Genomic DNA, 17,923 nt, shown 5'->3' on the forward strand with positions numbered 1-17,923 from the left:
TCACGGTCGGCCCGCCGCGGTGCCGGCGCCGTCAATTCGGCACCACGAGCACCGAATGCCCATCGCGGCGTGGCACGTGGAATGCCACCGGGCCGACCATCCGCGCGACGTCGCCGGCGTCATCGCTGCCCACGACGGCCAATTGGATCGGTTCCCCGGTCCTGCCGAGAAATTCGGCGACCCCATGCCGAGCGGCTGCCGGTTGGACGTGGAGGCCACGATACCGAGAAACCCAGCGGTCGAGCCGACGATTCAGGTGCTCGTAGCGAATCTCACCCAAGCCCCATCGCCAGACACCCATCGCCAGAATCGGCGCCCCGCGAAGGTTCGCCTCCCGGAAACCCTGCTCGAGCACCGCCTCGTTGGCCGGTGAATCGTCGACGACAACAGCGATCCAGGCCGAATCCGACACGACGTCGTTATGGCCGGTGCGGATGACCGCGGCGGGGCACCGGGCCTTGCGCGCCACCGCCTCGGCGGTCGAGCCCAGCAACTTGCGAGCGACCCGCCCTATTCCCACCGACCCCACGCAAACCATTGCCGCCGAACGTGATTCGTCGATCAGGATACTGCCGGGTGATCCGTATACAATCTCGGTCTCGACTTTGACTGCCTCGTCCACGGCATGCAGCGCGGCTGCGGCGCCATGGAGGGCCATTTCGGCGTATTCGACGTCCAGACTTTCGTCCCCGGCGGGCGCATCGGGTCTACGGGGGATCGCATGGGTCAAGCGGAGCGGGATGTCGCGGCTGATCGCCTCGGCAACTGCCCACTTGGCGGCGTTGATCGCGGCGTCCGACCCGTCGATACCCACAACGATTCGTGATTGCGGATGATTCATGGCGTCCTCCCCACGTCCTCCCCATCAGTGGCCCGCCTCGCAGACCGGCGAACCCGTCTCTCTGCGAGGTTATTGCGCATCGCCGGTTGCCGGCAGGGTCGTTTGACCCCTGCTCGCGAGGCGTTGGTCCCAGGTGGTCCCAGGTGGTCCCAGGCGGTCCCAGGTGGTCCCGGCTGGATCCGACGGTGTGCCCGCGTGGTGCAGCGAAGGTCTCACGGCCACCCGGTTGGGGACTTAAGCCTCACGACCGCCGTCGGCGCCGCCACTACCGTTGTGGGGGATCCGGAGAAGGGAATGTCTGCAACCATGAAACGTCTTGGCATCGTCGTCGGCGTCGACGGATCGGCCGCGTCGAATGCGGCCGTGGCATGGGCAGCACAGGACGCCACGCTGCGCCATCTTCCACTGACCTTGGTGCACATGGTGAATGCGGCCGTGCCGATGTGGCCCGAGATGCCGATGTCGATGAGCATGGCCGCGTGGCAGGAAGAAGACGGCCGCCAGGTCCTTGAACAGGCGGTCAAGATCGCTGAGCAGGCGATGCAGGCCCACCGGGAGATCACCATCCACAGCGAGCTGAGATGGTCGCCGCCGGTGCCCACCCTGGTAGAGCTGTCCGCCGAAGCAGAGTTGGTGGTGCTGGGCAGTTACGGGCGGGGAGCGGTCGCCCGGGCGGTGCTGGGCTCGGTCGGTTCCGCGCTGCTGCGCCGCGCGAAGTGTCCGGTGGCGGTCGTCCGCGACCAAGACCCGGCCTCGGCCGTTCCCGCGCATCCTGCTCAGCTGCAGCAAGCGCCTGTGGTGGTCGGAATCGACGGCTCGCCGGTCTCGGAGCTGGCGACGCCCATTGCCTTCGACGAGGCGTCGCGCCGCGGTGTGGAGTTGAAGGCGGTGCACGCCTGGAGCGACCTGGAAGTGGTTGACCTGCCGGGTTTGGATTGGTCGACCGTCAAGGCCGAAGCGGAGCAGACCGTGGCCGAACGCCTGGCCGGCTGGCAGGAACGTTATCCCGACGTCACGGTCCATCGGCTCGTCGTGTGCGACCGGCCGGCCCGCGAGCTGATCGGCCAAGCGCAAACCGCCCAACTTGTCGTGCTGGGCAGTCACGGCCGAGGGGGATTCACCGGCATGCTGCTGGGTTCGGTCAGCAATGCGGTGGTTCACTCGGTTCGGACACCGGTGATCGTGGCTCGTCCGTCCTGAGCCGTCCTGGCCGCAGCGCCGAGATGTCCGCGTCAATCGGCAACGAGCGCTATGGGAGGCCGTGATCAACGCCGACAGAGGTAACAGAGGCACTGCCGACGCAGCGACGACCGCTGCGGTGCCCTACGTCGATGTGCACGAAACCCACACGGGCGTCGTGGTGCTCGCCGGCGACCGGGCCTACAAGGCGAAGAAGCCGGTCTTGACCGACTTCCTGGATTTCCGGACACCTGAGCAACGCGAGCGCGCGTGTCTGCGCGAAGTCGAGCTGAACAGCCGGCTGTCCCCCGATAGCTATCTCGGCATCGCGTATCTCTCCGACCCCGCCGGAGGCTCAGCCGAACCGGTCGTGGTGATGCGGCGCTACCGCGACAGCGACCGGTTGGCGTGGCTGGCCAAGCGCGGCGGATCCGACGCGGACGTTCGGCAGCGACTGGACAACATCGCCGCCGTGCTGGCCTGCTTTCACGAGCATGCCGAGCGAAGTCCACTGATCGACGCCCAGGGCGAGGCCGGCGCGATCAATCGACGCTGGAGCGAGAACCTAACCGAACTCCACCGCTATGCGGGTACGGTGTTCTCCGACGAGTCGATCGGGCGGATCGAGTGGCTGGTTGCCGAATTCGTCTGCGGCCGTGACGTTCTGTTGAGCCGCCGGATCGCGGAAGGCTGCATTGTCGACGGCCACGGCGATCTGCTCGCCGACGACATCTTCTGCGTCGACGACGGACCGGCCCTGCTCGATTGCCTCGAGTTCGACGACGAACTTCGCTACGTCGACCGCATCGATGACGCAGCCTTCCTGGCCATGGATCTGGAGTTCTTGGGCCGCAACGACCTTGGCGACTACTTTCTCCAACGCTACCTGGCCCATTCCGGCGACACCGCGCCGAAGCCGCTGCAGGACTTCTACATCGCCTATCGCGCGGTCGTGCGCGCCAAGGTCGACTGTGTCCGGCTATCGCAGGGCAAGTCGGCGGCCGCGGCCGACGCTGCCCGGCATCTGGCCATAGCCACCCGGCATCTGCGGCAAGGCGCGGTTCGGCTGGCGCTCGTCGGCGGCAACCCGGGCACCGGAAAATCCACGGTGGCCCGGGCTCTGGCCGAACGCGTTGGGGCACAGGTCATCTCCACCGACGACGTACGCCGGCAACTGCGAGAGTGGGGCGCGATCACCGGCGAGGCCGGCGTATTGGATGCCGGCCTGTACAGCCCCCGAAACGTCACGGCCGTCTACGAGGTAGCCCTGCGCCGAGCGCGGCTGAGCCTGGCGAATGGGCGGCCGGTGATCCTCGACGGGACCTGGCGCGATCCGCGGCTGCGGGCCAAAGCGCATCGCCTTGCCGCCGAAGCACATTCGGCGCTGGTGGAACTGCTGTGCACGGCGCCCCTCGACACCGCAGCCGACCGGGTCAAGACCCGGCAACCGGGCAATTCCGATGCGACGCCGCAGATAACGGCGACCCTGGCCGCTCAACACAACGGCTGGGACACCGCGCACCCGGTCGACACCTCGCGGCCGCTCGAGTTCTCGGTGCGGGAAGCCCACGATGTCTGGCTCAATGCCACCGGAGCCGGCGCGCCGGAATAACACGGCGGTCGTCGTCGCAATCCGCTCCCGGCGGCAAAGAGCCGAGCCCAAGGCCCCTCTCGTCGAGGACCAACGGCCCTGTCCGTAGGCGGCGCAAGTTCTTTAGCGTTGACGTCACAGGCGAAGGGTGATGCTCATGACGGCGGCGACGGGGCCCGATGTACCCGATGCGGTGGTGATCCGCGAAGCGGTGGCGCTGGCATGTCATGCCCCGTCGTTGCACAACAGCCAACCGTGGCGATGGATTGCGGTGGGTCCGACACTGCAGCTGTGGGCCGACTCCAGCCGGTCGATGCCGGCTACTGACCACACCGGCCGGGAACTGTTGTTGAGCTGCGGTGCGGTGCTGGATCACCTGCGCGTCGCCATGTCGGTCGCCGGCTGGGACACGACCACCGAACGGTTTCCCGACCGGGTCACCCAGGACCAGCTGGCGACACTGCGATTTCGTCGCGCGGAAACCGTCACGGCAGAGCAGCAGCGCCGGGCGCAGGCGATCCTGCGGCGCCGCACCGACCGACTGCCGTTCGACCCGCCTGTCCGGTGGACGGCGGCGGAGTCCGTGCTGCGCCGCGTGGTCGCACCCTATGACGTCCAGCTGGACGTGGTGGCCGACGAGCAGCGTCCGGCCCTGGCCGAGGCGTCCCGGCTCACTGAGATGCTGCGCCGTTACGACACCACTTATCTATCCGAATTACGTTGGTGGACATCGCCCTTCACGACAGAACCCAGTCACGCGCCGGAAGGCGCTCTGGTGTCCACCGCGGAAGCGGCCCGGGTCGACATCGCACGGGCCTTTCCGCCGGCGGGCGGAGGGCGGCGCCGCCCGGGCATCGATCATGACCAGTCCAAGATCGTGGTGTTGTCCACCGACGGCGATGACCCGTTGGACGTATTGCGCTGCGGCGAGGCGATGTCGGCCGTGTTGCTCGAATGCACCATGGCGGGCATGGCCACGTGCACGCTGACGCATATGACCGAAATCGCGATGAGCCGCAACATCATCGCCCAGATCACCGGGACCGCGGGCCAGCCGCAGCTGCTCATCCGGGTCGGCCGATCACCGGCCAACGACAAGCACGTGGAGCGCACCGCGCGGCGGCCGGTGACGGAAGTACTCGAGTTTCGGCGTTGACCCGCGCCAGCGGAAGGAGGTCTCGCCCATGACGCGGCACTGGCTGGTAATGGAGACGGCGAACGGGCCGCAGGCGCCGTTCGTCACCCGGGTGGCCGGCGCCGGCCGGCATCTGCCCGAAACCCATCTCACCACAGACGAATTGATGGCGACCACGCGTCATCGCACCCACATTGACCTGGAACGGCTGACCGGAATCCACGAGCGCCGGGTGTCGGTGGGTGACGAGGATTCCTACTCGCTGGCCACCTCCGCGGCGCTGAACGCACTGGCCGCCGCGCGGCAGGACCCAGCGACGCTGGACGTGGTGATCAACTGCAGCATCACCAAGTTCCGCGGCGGCCTCACTCAATGGCTGGAACCGACCATGAGCAGCGCCATCGCCCGCGCCATTGGGGCGCACCGGGCGATGACGTTCGACGTATCCAATGCCTGCGCCGGAATGCTCACCGGCGTAACGATTGTGAACAACTGGATCCGCCAGGGCGTGGTCGAGCGCGGACTGGTCGTCAGCGGCGAGTACATCTCGCAGCTCAGCCATAACGCAGCCCGCCACATCCGCAACATCCTCAGCAAGGAGTTGGCCTCGTTGACCCTCGGCGACGCCGGCGCGGCCCTGCTACTGGAGCGGGCACCCGTCGGCTCGGCGGGAATCGCCCTGGCCGGGTTCACCACCGTCGCCGACTACAGCCGCTTGTGCTTGGCCTACCCACGGGGAAACGACCCGGGCGCGCGGATGTTCACCAACGCCCGCGCCATCCACCAGGCCGCGATGGCCAACACACCGCTGCTGTTGCAGGAAGTCCTTGATACCGCTGGCATTTCGATTCACGACATCGACCACGTGATCACCCATCAGACCTCGGCGCGGGCAATCCGCAAGGGGATGGCCCGAATGTCGCAGTCGTTCGGCGACAAGCCCCGCCATGACGCGGTGATCACCGTCGACCGGTACGGCAACACGGCGTCGACCACCCACACGGTGGCCCTCGTCGAGGAACTCGAGGCCGGACACGTCGCGCCCGGGGAACGGATCGCGCTGATCGCTCTGGCTTCGGGGCTCGAAATCGGGATCGTCTTACTGACCCTGGATGAGGACATGGTGAGCCGGTATGGGCACAGTCATTGACCGAGTCGACCTCACGCACCCGGGCCTGCTGCATCGCCACAGCGCGCTGCACCTGGCCGTCACCGCGGCCAAGGATTGCCTGCAGCGAGCGGGATACGATCCCGACGAGCTGGATCTCGTGGTCAACGCGGGGATTTATCGCGACCGAAATCTGGGCGAGCCCGCGCTGGCAGCGCTGATCCAGGACGACATCGGGGCCAACCCCGAGGATCCGCATGCCGGTGGTCATGGCACGTTCTCGTTCGACATCGCCAACGGCGCCTGCGGTGTGTTGACCGCGCTGCAGATCGTCGATGGTTTTCTGCGGACCCACAGCATCAACCGCGCGTTGATCGTGGCCAGCGACGCCGATCCGGGACACGGGATGAGCGAGCACTTTCCCTTCTCGGCTGCCGGAGCCGCGTTGTTGTGCGGCTGGACCAACGACGACTACGGTCTGAGCCGCGTCTCGTGGGCGAACCTGGACGACGGGGCAACCGACGAGACATTCCGTGCCACCGTCGGTTTCGCCGACGCCCGTAATGTTCTCCGGTTCAGCGAGTCGGCCGACGTCGATGATCAGTTCGCCGCCGCCGCCGCCCAGGCGGTGGCTGCCTGCCTGGCGGCGCATTCCGTGCGGCTTTCGGCCATCGACATGATCGTCGCTGCCCCGGCACGGCAGGGGTTCCGTGCGGCGCTGGGCAACCGGCTCGGGGTGCCGGCCGACCTGATCCGCGTGGCGGATGACGAGCGCATGCATACGGCGGCGCTGGCCGCAGCGTTCGAGGGGCAGGTCGAGAGCCTGCCCGCGGGCACCCAGGTGCTGTTCGTCGCCGCGGGTGCCGGCGTCACGGCCGGCGCGGCGCTCTATCGTCAGCCGCCCCGCGTCGTCGCGTGAATCTATCGCGCCCGGCGACGCGGTCGGCGATGACGAATTCATGGCGCGTCTTCGGGCCAGGGCCGATGCGCTGGGCTTCGAACCTCCGGCTGCCGCAGCCAGTTCGGTTCATACCTGAGGTGCCGGCAGACACGGCCGCCGTAGCGGAAGCTAACTGTTGCGGCTGATTTTGAGTGCGGTGGTGATCATCGGAAGCTGCAACCGCAGCCGCGCCGGCGCGATGATCCTGCATCGGCCAGGGCTTGTCCTACCACAGCCGGCTCATCACGTGGCCTGCTGCCAGGAAACGATGCGTTCGGCCAGCTCCGGTCCGCTGTCCTCCTGGATGAAGTGGCTGGCGTTGATTCGGGCATGCGGCTGACCCGCCGCGCCCGGGATGTGGTTGATCAACGGACGGTCGGCTCGTCCCAAGATCGGGTCCCGTTTCCCGAAGATGGCAAGGAATGGCTTCTCCCACCGGCCAAGCGCGTCCCAGGCGGCCCGGTTGGCCGCAATGGCGGGGTCGCCGGCCGAGGTCGGTACCAACTGGGGAAAGGCGCGGGCGCCTGCTTGGTACCTCTTGTCGGGGAACGGCGCGTCGTAGCCGGCCCGCACCTCGGCCGGGACCTTGTGCACGGTGCCGGTGTCGACGATGCGGCCAGCGGGCAGCACGGGGGAGTAGCGCGCGAAAGCCCGCCAGATGTAGAAGGCGGGCGGGGTGCGTTGCTGCGCGGTGGGAAGAAAGCCGTTAGCCACCACCAGCGCCGCTACCCGGGCATCCTGTTCGGCGGCGATGCGCAGGCCGATCAGCGATCCCCAGTCTTGCACGAAGAGCGTGACGCCGCGCAGATCGAGATTCTCGAACCACGACGTCACCCATTCCACATGACGCAGGTAGGTGTAATCCGCGATGCGCGTGGGCTTGTCGGAGCGGCCGAAGCCGATCAGGTCGGGTGCCAGGACCCGGTTGCCTGCCTTGGCGAGCGGCGGGATCATCGTCCGGTACAGGTAGCTCCAGGTGGGCTCGCCATGTAGCAGCACGATCGGCGGCCCGTCGGTGGGACCCTCGTCGAGGTAGTGCATGCGCAATGCCTGGGTGTCGGTCGCCGTCACATCGACGTAGTGCGGTGCGAACGGGTAGCCCACCAGGTTTTCGAACCGGGCATCCGGTGTTCTCAGGACATCCATCAGTCAGCTCCTTCGGGGCGGCGCGGTGAACTCGTCTGCTACGGCAAGCCTGCCATGCCGCCGCGCCGGGCAGGTGGGCCGTCCGGTCCAGCCGGCCCACTGCGACAGCCGATCACCGCGACACCCCGAATCGCTCACTTCGAAACACCGAAATACCTGGCCGCAGTTGGTCGTTCGCGGCACGTAGCCAAGCCGGCGACGAGCGCGGCACTGGCATCGCGGAGCCGACAGCTGCTCGGGCGCCGGGGCGTGATGTTTCGTCCGACCCTGGTGCCGGTGCTGTGCGGGCGCTTGCCAGCCAGAGTTTCTGCCGGGTCTAGCATGTGCGGGAGTACCCGGCTGCGGCCAGACAGGAGATCTCATGGTCGAGATTCATGTGCAGCGCACCATTGCTGCGCCGGTGGAAAAGGTCTTCGACTGGCTGGCCGACCCGCACGCGTTGACCGCCGCCCCATTGGTGCTCCGGGCCGGTTACACCAAGGACTCCTCCTCGCCGGGGCCGGGCGCGGTGCGTGAGGTGGTGGGGCTCGGCACCTGGTTCGATTGGCTGACCACCTACACCCATCCGGCTCGGGCCGGAGGCAACCTGCTGGCCGCGGTCACCCGCCCGCTGTTGCGCTCGAGCTTCCTGGCGATCCTGGCCGCCTGCGCGAAGACGCTTGAAAGCTAGCGGTGCCGACGAATCGGCTCGCGGTTGCGGGACAACGGCTTCCAGAAGGAACCCGTTATGGTTCACGCTGAACGTGCCCGCGCGCGCACGTTCGTCGTCACGGGTGCGGCCTCGGGCATCGGCCTGGCGACCGTTCGTCGCCTGCTGGACGAAGGTGGTTCGGTCGTCGGCGCCGATCTCGTTGCCCCGCACGAGGACCTCGGCGGGCGATTCACGTTCGTTTCGGCCGACGTGACCGACGAAGCCGCCGTCGCCGCCGTCATCGACGCCGTGCCCGACCGCCTGGACGGGGTCGTTCACTGCGCCGGGGTCGCCGGCGGCGGCCCGGTCCACCTGCTCCCGCGGACCGAGTGGGACCGGGTCATCGGGACCAACCTCACCGCGACGTTCCTGGTGGCCAAGGCCGCGCTGGCCAGGATGATCGAACAACCCCGTGTCGACGGCGAGCGCGGCTCGATCGTGACCCTGGCCAGCATCGAAGGTCTGGAAGGCACCGCCGGCGGCAGCTCCTACAACGCCGCCAAGGGCGGTGTCGTGTTGTTGACCAAGAACATTGCGCTCGACTACGGGCCGAGCGGCATCCGCGCCAACGCCATCTGCCCGGGCTTCATCGCCACGCCGATGACGGACAGCGTCTTCGGAATGCCGGGCATGGAGGGGCCGCAGGCCTCGATCGTCGCCGAGCATGCCCTGCGGCGGCTGGGCCGCCCGGAGGAGGTCGCGGCCGTGGCCGCCTTTCTGGTGTCGCCGGAGGCATCCTTTGTCACCGGTCAGGCCATTGCCGTCGACGGCGGCTACACGGCCGGACGCGACCACGGCGTCGTCCGGCTCTTCGGCTTTCCCGAGTGAGACGAGTGACAGGAATCCCCATGACGTCGACAGCCGAAGCGAGCGGGCGGGTCGTCGCATTGGCCCGCGGGATGCGGGAGCTGGTGCGGGCCGAGGCCGCCGAGTCCGAGCGCAAACGCACGCTGACCGATCCGATCGTCGATGAGATGTGGGCCACCGGGCTGATGTCGGCGCTCAGTCCCGTCGCCGCCGGCGGGGTCGAGCCGCCGCTGGCCGACATGATCGAGATGTGGATCGAAATGGCTTGGCAAGATGGCTCTTTCGGCTGGATCGGGATTGCGAACCTGCCGTCGCGGTTCGCCGCCGCGACCTACCTGCCCGACGACGGCTTCGCCGAGGTATTCACCGCGCACGACAACCAGGTCACGATGGGCGGCCAGTTCTTCCCCAACGGGCAGGGGACCGCCGTCGTCGGCGGCTACCGGTTGAGCGGATCGTGGAGCTTCGGCTCGGGCATCGGCCATTCGCAGTACATCGCCGCCGGATTTTTCCCGATGGACAACGCCGAGATGCGCTGGATCAGTGAAGGCATCCCCGACATGCAGGTGGCCGTGGTCCCGCGCCACGACATCCAGTTCAACGATGGCTGGTACGTGCAGGGGCTCAAGGGAACCGGGTCTTATGACTACAGCGCAAAAGACGTCTTCGTGCCGCGCAGCCGGACGTTTCCGCTGTTCACCCGCGAGCCGTACCGGGGGAGTTCGCCGGCCACCCGCATGGGCCTGATGCCTGTCACCGCCGCTGGTCACGCATCGTGGGCACTCGGGGTCGCCAAGAGCATGCTCGACGACGTCGCCGACCTGGCGGCCACGAAGTACCGGATGAGCGACATGGCGCCATTGGCCAGCCGCCCGACCTTCCAGAAGGGGCTCGCGCACCACGTCGCGGCGTGGCGGGCCGCCCGCCTTCTGGTGCTCGACGCGTTCACCACCGCCGAAGCCGCGGTCGCGGCCGGTGACGACCTGACCCCGATGTTGCGGGCCGACCTGCGCGCGGCCGCGGTCTTCGCCACCGATACGGCACGAAGCTGCGCGGAGTGGGCGCACCTCGTCGCCGGAACGAGCTCGATCCGCGAAGGCAGTCGTCTCGAGCGCGCGTTCCGTGACATGTACACCGGGACTCAGCACGCCTTCATCAGCGAGAAGGTGGCCATTGATTGCGCCCAGGTGTGGCTGGGCATCATCGAGGACCAGTTCGGCCTCTGAATCCGCTTTGCGTCCGCTTTACCATGGCGATCCGGCCCGCCGGGTCGGCGATCAGCCGATCCGCGGTGCGGTAATTTGGCAAAGATTGCCAACCCATCCGGAAAGTTCGCCATGGATGACCACGCTCTTGCCGCACGGCTGGCCACCGAGGCCGGACGGCTTCTGCTCCAAGTCCGGCAGGAATTCGCCGACGCCGCGGCGAGCGAGCGAAAGGCGGCGGGGGACAAGCGATCTCATGACTTTCTGATCCAAGCACTGGGCATGCGGCGTCCCGCCGATGCGGTGCTGTCCGAGGAGGGTGTCGACGACCCGGTGCGGTTGCGCTCGGCGCGGGTGTGGATCATCGATCCGCTCGACGGTACCCGCGAGTTCTCCGAACTCGGACGTGAGGACTGGGCGGTTCACGTCGCGCTGTGGCAGACCGATGAGCTCGTTGCCGGTGCCGTGGCGCTGCCGGCGCAGGGCATCACCCTGGCGACGCCGCACGTTCAGCCGCCGCCCGCCGCATCCGGCCGGCCACGCGTCGTGGTGTCGCGCACCCGTGCGCCCGCTATCGCGCTGGCCGTGCGCGACGCGCTGCGCGGCACACTGGTCGAAATGGGCTCGGCCGGCGCCAAGGTGGCAGCGGTGGTGCAGGGATTGGCCGATGTGTACGTGCACGCCGGAGGCCAGTACGAATGGGACTCCGCTGCGCCGGTGGCGGTGGCCCGGTCCGCCGGTTTGCATGCCTCCCGCATCGACGGATCGGCGTTGGCGTACAACCGGGCGGATCCGAAGCTTCCGGACCTGGTGGTATGCCGCCCGGAGCTGGCCGAAGCCGTATTGGCCGCCGCCGGCGTCGCGGACCGGCGGCTCAATACCGGCGATACGGAAAACCGAATTGTGTAAAGCTGGGAAGCCGTTTTCCGTCGTTATGCAATGGCTTTCTCCAGTGTCCTCCGCCGATCGGGGGACAGGGGATTCATCCCGGTGCTGACCGCTCAGGTGACAGACATTTCCGCGTCGTGACGCCATTGTTATGCGTAGTCGTTCGCGCTGTCGCCTGGGGCCGCTCGCGATTGACGAGCAGATCCAGCGCCTCACGGATTCCGACGAAGGAGAACACGATATGCCGGGCGACGTTATTCTCGGCTCGGCGGTCACCGGCGCAAAGTTCACTCCGCGTAATCACGCCACGACGGGGAACCCATTCATCGATCTGGTGTCACGCGGCCAAACGATCAAATCCGATACCGGGCAACTCGTCGCCGAAGGCGCCGCATTATTCGATATCGGGGTTCGCTATTACCATTACCACGCGCGAAATCCGCAGACGCAAGAGCAAAGCACCTCCAACGCGCTGTATGCGGCGGTGAGTCATGAGATCCAGGACCGGGTTCCGGGGATGCTGATCAGCTTCGGCGCCAGCCGCAACGGCGTCGAGGTCAAAGAGGCGATCAAGCGTTACGGCGAATGGGAGCGCATCAGTCAGTCCGCACTGCCGCTCCATCTGGGCGGCGCTCATTTTGTCACCGGTCAGGCCGCGGTGGAGCTGCAAATAATCCTTGACCTGGAGCGCCGCGGCGTCGATATCGGTATCGCGGCCGCATCACGCCCCGAATTCGGCCGTGCCGTCCGTCACTATGTTCCGTCGAAGAAAGACAACGAGGCCGCGCTCGACGTTCACTCCACGACCGGCGGCAGCTCCTACGGAAGCACGTCACCGCAAACGCAATTCCGGGTTTATCGGAAGGCGGTCGACGCGCGTCGCCGGCTGCACCTGCTACACGAAGTGGAATGGGTTCAGCTGGACCGCAGCTATGCAATGACGCGTTTCGCGACAGAGCACCCGTTGATCCGGCTCGGCTCCGAAGGTCAGCTCAATATCACATTGCTATTCGGGTTTTCCCCGCGCTTCCCTTTTCCGGATTCGTACGAAGACTTCTGTCGTGCGGTATCGCTGGCGAAGTCCCTCGAATTCGATCTTTCCGGAAAGCGCGTCCGCACCGTAACGGTATCGGTCGGCGCCGCGGTACTGCCTCAGCACGCAACAGCACACCTCAAGAAACTGGAGTTCGGCGAACGCAAAGGGCAACTCGCGGGCCCGTTGGAGCGGCTGGCCTGCTACGCGGCTCAAGCTGACAGCAACGTCGACGTGATCCGGTCCGGCATGGAGGACACCCCCTACATCGTCACCCACGACGGCGAGGTCACGCTGACGGACAACCTGGGCCTTGCGCACCAAGTCAAGGCGATGGTCGATAGCTGCGGCTCGGAGGTGCTCACCGACCGTGCCGCGGTCAGGTCCCGGATGGGCTTCGGCGAGCTCTCGAAGCTCGTCGAGCCGCCGGCAACCGCGCTCGCCGCATGGTGACCACTCGCCACCGCGGTATGGCGGTCGCCGTCTGCACGTTGGCGACCTTCATCGTCAACGTAGACAACACCGCATACCAGGTCGCACTGACTCAGATCCGCGACACCCTGCCAGCCACCTTCACGCAGGGCCAGTGGATTCTCAACGGTTACATTCTGACGCTGGCGGCTCTGGAAATAGTCGCCGGCGCCCTCGGCGACCGATTCAACAAGCGCAGCCTGCTGGTAACCGGACTGGCTGTCTACGTCGCCGGCTCGATCCTTACGGCGTTGTCTCCCAATGCATTTGCGATGATCGGTGCCCGCGTGGTGGCCGGCATCGGGGCGTCGATTCTGGTGCCGGTCGGTTTGGCCATGGTTCGGGTACTGGCCAGGGACTCACGAGAACTGCAGCGCTTCACCGGCGGGTGGGGGGCCGTGGTGGGTCTCGGAATGGCCACCGGGCCGCTCGCCGGGGGCTTCGTCTCCGGGTACCTCGGGTGGCGAATGCTGCCGGTAGCCACGGCCGTGCTGGCCACGGTGTTCGCGGTGCTGGCGATCGTCTTGCTCCCGTCGACTCCGCCCCAGCATTCCCCGCGACACGACTGGAACGGGATCGTCCTCCTGGGCGCGGCGATGTTCGGCCTGATCGGTTTGCTCATCGCGGTGGGGGAGCCGAGCGGTGTCGCCCAGTTCGGTCTGCTGATCCTGGTGACGTTCCTCGGCGGCTACCTGGCGATCAGGCGGCAGCGGACCGGCTTGTTCCCAATACCCGAACAGGCGTGCCGGTCGCCGAGGTTCCGCGCGGCGATGTATGTGGCGGTCGGCAATTACTTCTGCGTGGGCGGCGCAATCTTTCTGCTGGCCAGCGTTTTCTTCCAGGCACGCCAACACCTGTCGGTGATAGCCGCGGGTGTAAGCCTTGTTCCGCTTGCGTTCGGGTACGCGATCGGCGCGCGAATGTCACCGGTGATCATCGGGCGATCGGGGGCGTTTCGCGCCGTCGTCGTCGCCGGATTGCTGATGCTCGCCTCGAGTTCGTCCATCGCGGTGCTGATTGCCATGTCGGCCGGCGTCACGACGGTCTGTCTGGTCGCAATGGTGCTGGGCGCCGGAATGGGTATGGCCAACACACCGACCAATGTGTTGGCCATGTCCGAGCTTCCCGTCGACTATGCCGGCACCAGCGGAGCCTTTGCCTCGGTGGCGCGTCAGTTGGGGCAAGCGATGGGCATTGCCGTCTGCGGGGCGGCGTATTCGCTGTCGGCTGCCGCGCACGGGCCGGCGGGTTTGCCGTGGATCGCGGTCGCCGCCGCCGCCGGGATCATCGCGTTGACTGGAATGCTGTTCCTGACTCGGCATTCCAGCAGCACTGCCTCAGGAGGTCGCCATCACCAGGGCATTTTCGACCCGATCGGCCGGGGACCCGTCGCCGACGCTCGCGCTCAATGACACGGTTGCGCAGCTCCGCAGGTCGGGAGCGGCCGTCATCTCCTTCGGCGCCGGCGCCCCCACCATTCCCCCGCCGGACACGACGTTCGACGCGCTGGCCGCCTTCGACGTCAAGAACGCGTCGGGCTACGGCAGTAGCCGCGGTGAGCCTGCGCTCCTGACGGCGCTAAGCGACTGGTACGCAGCGGAATTCGGCCGATCGACCACTGCGGCGCATCATGTTGTCACCAACGGCGCCAAGCAGGCGATCATGATCGCACTGCTGGCGCTGTGCGACGTAGGCGACGAGATAGCGTTTCCGGCCCCGTACTGGCCGAGTTACCTTGATATCGCGCGCCTTTCGGGCCTGACGACAAGGGCGCTGCCGTACAAGTCCGGGACGCCTGATATCGGTGAGTGGATCGATCATTTCGGCGATCAGACCAAGGTGATCGTGTACTCCAGCCCGTCCAACCCGACCGGCTCGGTATTGCCGGCAACCGACCTCCGGGCTCTCAGCGAATGGGCCAAAGAGACGGGTCGCTGGCTGATAGCCGACGAGATATACCAGTTTCAATACTATGCGGAGGACGGCCCCGCGCCGTCGGTGCTGCACTTGCCCGAAGAGGAATCCGAACACGTCGTCCATATCTCCAGCGCATCCAAGACATTCGCACTGATGGGTCATCGGATTGGCTGGATCACCGCGCACCCCAGCGTGATTGCCCGGTGCTCGGGCATCGCGTCGAACATGGCCGGCAATGTGAACACCGCGGGGCAGGCGTTGGTGACCCGCGCCTTGTCAACGCCCCGCGAGGAGTTGGCGCAGCGTTCGGCACAACTCAAACGCCAACGTGATGTCCTCTGCGCCGCGCTGCGTGACGGTGTCCCGTGGCTGCGCTGGACGATGCCCGACGGCGGCCTGTTCGTATGGTGCGAGCTGGCCGATGACCTTTCCGGTCGCTGGGACGGAGACACCGTGGCGGCCGCCCTGCTGTCGGACCAACACGTGGCCGTGGTGCCGGGCTCTGCCTTCGGCCATCGCGACGCGGTGCGGCTGTCGTTCACCGAGCCGCCCGGCAAGATCATCGAAGGAGTGCAGCGGATCAAGACGTGGGGCGAAGCTCGGCTCTAATTCGGTGTAACGCACGCTGCCAACCGTTTCCGGCCTTTTGCATATGCTGCCGTTATTGCTTCTTGTCCGCGGCGAAGAGTTTCACCATGAGGCCGGATGCCACGCTGCCGGCCACGATCAGCGCGATACCCACCGCGAAATCCACCGAGTCGGTGACCAGACCCGCGATCCCGGTGACCACGACGAACGTGGGCAGCCACTCGACGAGCCCGATGGTCGACGGCAACCGGGCCGGTTCTCCGTCGGCCAGGTCGAATTTGGCCGAGGCGTAATCCGGGTAGAACTCGGTGACCGCCACCGCAAAGAAGATGGCCGCCAGCTGCAGGATCCAGCCCGTCCAGAAGTTGCTGGGGTCGTTAAAGACATAGTCACCGACAAAGCCGACCGCTGCCGTGAAAGTGAACGCGCCAGCCCACACTGCGGTGATCACCGCGTTGATCCGCTTGAACAGCGGGCTGTCCCAATACTCTTGTGGTGTTGTGTCTTTGGCGTAGGCCATGGTGAACGGCTTGCGGATCAGCAGGGTGAGCCAGGCGAAACCGGCCAGGGAAATGTTGGTCAGCTCGCCGGACCACAGTTCCAGCCAACCGATCACGTTGTCGGCCGCGACCAATCCGACGACGGCCAGCGCCGCGAAGAACAGCGCTCCGAAGACCTCCAGCGTGTGAACCTTGATACCCCGGATGAGACCGGCAACCATGACAAGCACCGAGAAACCCAGGGCGGCGACCACCGCTTCCTCGAAGCGGCCCGGTCCGGACAGGATGGACAGCAGCGCCCACGGTGCGATTCCGGCGAAGGGCGACTTCAGAAACGAGTCGATCACGCCTGCCCGACGGTTGGCCTCCGGCCGGCCCTTCGGCTCCGGAGCGTCGTTGTCGCTACCGGAAGGGGTCGGCAGGTTGGGGCGGGCGGTGTGGCTCATCGGGAACTCCTCGCGGTATCGACCGTCCAGGTATGACATGTGAAGAATGTCATGTCGCTAGTGACATGTCAATGATAGACGGTTAAGATGGTCTGGTGAGCTTGCGACATGCCGCGTTGGGGTTGCTTTCCCAGGAGCCCGGCAGCGGATATGACCTGCTGAAACGGTTCAAGCTGTCGATGGACAACGTCTGGCCTGCTACCCAGAGTCAGCTCTACGGCGAGCTCAACAAGCTGGCTGCCGCCGGGCTGATCAAGGCGTCCGATACGGGGCCGCGCGGCCGCAAAGAGTACACGATCACCGATGCGGGCCGGGCGGAGCTCAATCGCTGGATCACTTCTCCGCAGGAGGATCCGCCCATTCGCAACGCCGCGTTACTGCGGGTGTTCCTGCTCGGCCACCTGCCTGCCGGCCAGGCGCGCAAGTACTTGGAATCACTGTTGTCGCTGGCCGAGGAGGAGCACGCGCACTACCGGCAGATCCGCGACGCCTACGACTGGTCCGACGATGACGACAGCTTCTTCGCCCGCGCTGTTCTGGAGCAGGGATTACGGTGGACTCGCCACGAGATCGACTGGGCCACTTGGGTCATCGAGGGCCTAGATCGGCGCCGGGCTCGCGGTAACGACTAGACCCGGATCTTTCCGTAAGGCGCGCGCATGTCGAGTGGGGAGCAGGCCTGCGGTGTGCGGCAGATGCGTCGGGGCTCGACCGGCGTGCGGGTCGGTGTCTCGGCAGCGGCTGTGGCCGATGGTCTCCTTGCAGTGTCGGTCTACATTTTCTGTCCACCGCTAGAGCCCGCCTGATCGGAAATTCATGGTGGCCTGACCACGAATGCTGCTGGTCAACGATGTCCTCGTGCGCAGCCTGGCCGCCTGCGCATACCTTGGCTCGGTTTTCCGGTTTCGGCACACCCGATACCGCGCCTTCACTCAAACCCGTATCGAGTGTGGGCAGCCGTTCGGGACTGTCTGACGTGCTCACCGCATCGGCGGTCATGCCACCGTTTCGAGTGTGCAGTGACGGCTTTGACTGTGTATGCAGGGCGGGATCCGCCGCGATCGGCCGCCCTCAACGCACACTCGACGCCATCACGGCGCACTCGGCGCCATCAGCCGCCGACCCAACCGCATCAGCACGCGATTTCCGTCCCCCCACAGCGGGGTGCAGCCCCACCACCGCTAGTAGCGACAAATCCATTGCGCTGCTGTGGTTGTCACGGATAGGTGGGGCATTTCGGGTATCGGGTCTGTCTTGTGACTGGTGTGGTGGCCGCGGCAAATCCGGTGCAATGTTCGCTGTGAGCGAAATGTGAAATCGGTTGTTCGGCAGTTGTTTTCAGGCCGGTTTTTGTCAGAGGTCGCCGATAGGTTAGGTGTCATGGATTGGCAGGCGATCACGGCGGCCTTTGACGGGTTGGATACGGCGCTGGATGTG

At 66.4% G+C, this 17,923-nt stretch carries 16 protein-coding genes; 13 read left to right on the top strand and 3 right to left on the bottom strand.

Going from position 1 to position 17,923, the window contains the following annotated elements:
• Nucleotides 1–31 precede the first annotated feature (31 nt).
• Nucleotides 32–841, bottom strand: coding sequence for a universal stress protein (locus AWC07_RS01440; RefSeq protein ID WP_036417432.1), 810 nt, complete (start codon nt 839–841; stop codon nt 32–34).
• A 294-nt stretch (nt 842–1,135) separates the two neighbouring features.
• On the opposite strand from AWC07_RS01440, the gene AWC07_RS01445 reads away from it, so the two are divergent.
• From AWC07_RS01445 to AWC07_RS01465, 5 genes are all read left to right on the top strand, one after another.
• On the top strand, nt 1,136–2,041 hold the full coding sequence (locus AWC07_RS01445; RefSeq protein WP_036417430.1) for a universal stress protein: 906 nt from the start codon (nt 1,136–1,138) through the stop codon (nt 2,039–2,041).
• A 133-nt stretch (nt 2,042–2,174) separates the two neighbouring features.
• A complete protein-coding gene (locus AWC07_RS01450; RefSeq protein ID WP_036417478.1) occupies nt 2,175–3,632 on the top strand; it encodes a bifunctional aminoglycoside phosphotransferase/ATP-binding protein in 1,458 nt (485 codons plus the stop codon).
• A 136-nt stretch (nt 3,633–3,768) separates the two neighbouring features.
• Nucleotides 3,769–4,767 carry an Acg family FMN-binding oxidoreductase gene (locus tag AWC07_RS01455; protein WP_036417474.1) on the top strand — a complete coding sequence of 333 codons (999 nt, stop codon included), beginning with the start codon at nt 3,769–3,771 and terminating at the stop codon, nt 4,765–4,767.
• Nucleotides 4,768–4,795: 28 nt separating this feature from the next.
• Nucleotides 4,796–5,896, top strand: coding sequence for a 3-oxoacyl-ACP synthase III family protein (locus AWC07_RS01460; RefSeq protein WP_036417428.1), 1,101 nt, complete (start codon nt 4,796–4,798; stop codon nt 5,894–5,896).
• On the top strand, nt 5,880–6,773 hold the full coding sequence (locus tag AWC07_RS01465) for a beta-ketoacyl-[acyl-carrier-protein] synthase family protein (protein ID WP_036417426.1): 894 nt from the start codon (nt 5,880–5,882) through the stop codon (nt 6,771–6,773). Before AWC07_RS01460 ends, AWC07_RS01465 begins: the two co-directional genes overlap by 17 nt.
• A gap of 264 nt (nt 6,774–7,037) precedes the next feature.
• Here AWC07_RS01465 and AWC07_RS01470 read toward each other — a convergent pair whose 3' ends face one another.
• On the bottom strand, nt 7,038–7,940 hold the full coding sequence (locus tag AWC07_RS01470; RefSeq protein WP_036412074.1) for a haloalkane dehalogenase: 903 nt from the start codon (nt 7,938–7,940) through the stop codon (nt 7,038–7,040).
• Nucleotides 7,941–8,301: 361 nt separating this feature from the next.
• Here AWC07_RS01470 and AWC07_RS01475 point away from each other — a divergent pair, with 361 nt between their 5' ends.
• From AWC07_RS01475 to AWC07_RS01505, 7 genes are all read left to right on the top strand, one after another.
• On the top strand, nt 8,302–8,610 hold the full coding sequence (locus AWC07_RS01475) for an SRPBCC family protein (RefSeq protein WP_036418498.1): 309 nt from the start codon (nt 8,302–8,304) through the stop codon (nt 8,608–8,610).
• A gap of 57 nt (nt 8,611–8,667) precedes the next feature.
• The gene (locus tag AWC07_RS01480) at nt 8,668–9,459 is read left to right on the top strand and encodes an SDR family NAD(P)-dependent oxidoreductase (protein WP_036418505.1); all 792 of its coding nucleotides are present in this window, start codon (nt 8,668–8,670) and stop codon (nt 9,457–9,459) included.
• A gap of 20 nt (nt 9,460–9,479) precedes the next feature.
• Nucleotides 9,480–10,664 carry an acyl-CoA dehydrogenase family protein gene (locus tag AWC07_RS01485; RefSeq protein ID WP_036418496.1) on the top strand — a complete coding sequence of 395 codons (1,185 nt, stop codon included), beginning with the start codon at nt 9,480–9,482 and terminating at the stop codon, nt 10,662–10,664.
• A gap of 111 nt (nt 10,665–10,775) precedes the next feature.
• A complete protein-coding gene (locus AWC07_RS01490) occupies nt 10,776–11,552 on the top strand; it encodes a 3'(2'),5'-bisphosphate nucleotidase CysQ (RefSeq protein WP_051508230.1) in 777 nt (258 codons plus the stop codon).
• A 220-nt stretch (nt 11,553–11,772) separates the two neighbouring features.
• Nucleotides 11,773–13,017 (top strand): 3-keto-5-aminohexanoate cleavage protein, encoded by a 1,245-nt coding sequence (locus AWC07_RS01495; RefSeq protein WP_051508228.1) that lies wholly within the window; start codon nt 11,773–11,775, stop codon nt 13,015–13,017.
• Nucleotides 13,011–14,447: an MFS transporter gene (locus AWC07_RS01500; RefSeq protein ID WP_036418493.1), complete on the top strand. Its 1,437-nt coding sequence runs from the start codon at nt 13,011–13,013 to the stop codon at nt 14,445–14,447. The genes AWC07_RS01495 and AWC07_RS01500 overlap by 7 nt, the downstream gene beginning before the upstream one ends.
• A 37-nt stretch (nt 14,448–14,484) precedes the next feature.
• Complete coding sequence (locus tag AWC07_RS01505) at nt 14,485–15,561, top strand: pyridoxal phosphate-dependent aminotransferase (RefSeq protein WP_279628847.1); 1,077 nt, start codon at nt 14,485–14,487, stop codon at nt 15,559–15,561.
• A 52-nt stretch (nt 15,562–15,613) separates the two neighbouring features.
• Here AWC07_RS01505 and AWC07_RS01510 read toward each other — a convergent pair whose 3' ends face one another.
• Nucleotides 15,614–16,486: a DUF3159 domain-containing protein gene (locus tag AWC07_RS01510; RefSeq protein WP_051508229.1), complete on the bottom strand. Its 873-nt coding sequence runs from the start codon at nt 16,484–16,486 to the stop codon at nt 15,614–15,616.
• Nucleotides 16,487–16,581: 95 nt separating this feature from the next.
• On the opposite strand from AWC07_RS01510, the gene AWC07_RS01515 reads away from it, so the two are divergent.
• On the top strand, nt 16,582–17,118 hold the full coding sequence (locus AWC07_RS01515; RefSeq protein WP_036418489.1) for a PadR family transcriptional regulator: 537 nt from the start codon (nt 16,582–16,584) through the stop codon (nt 17,116–17,118).
• Nucleotides 17,119–17,923: the final 805 nt, after the last annotated feature.

This window comes from Mycobacterium gastri (assembly GCF_002102175.1).
In the GTDB taxonomy this organism is placed as follows: domain Bacteria; phylum Actinomycetota; class Actinomycetes; order Mycobacteriales; family Mycobacteriaceae; genus Mycobacterium; species Mycobacterium gastri.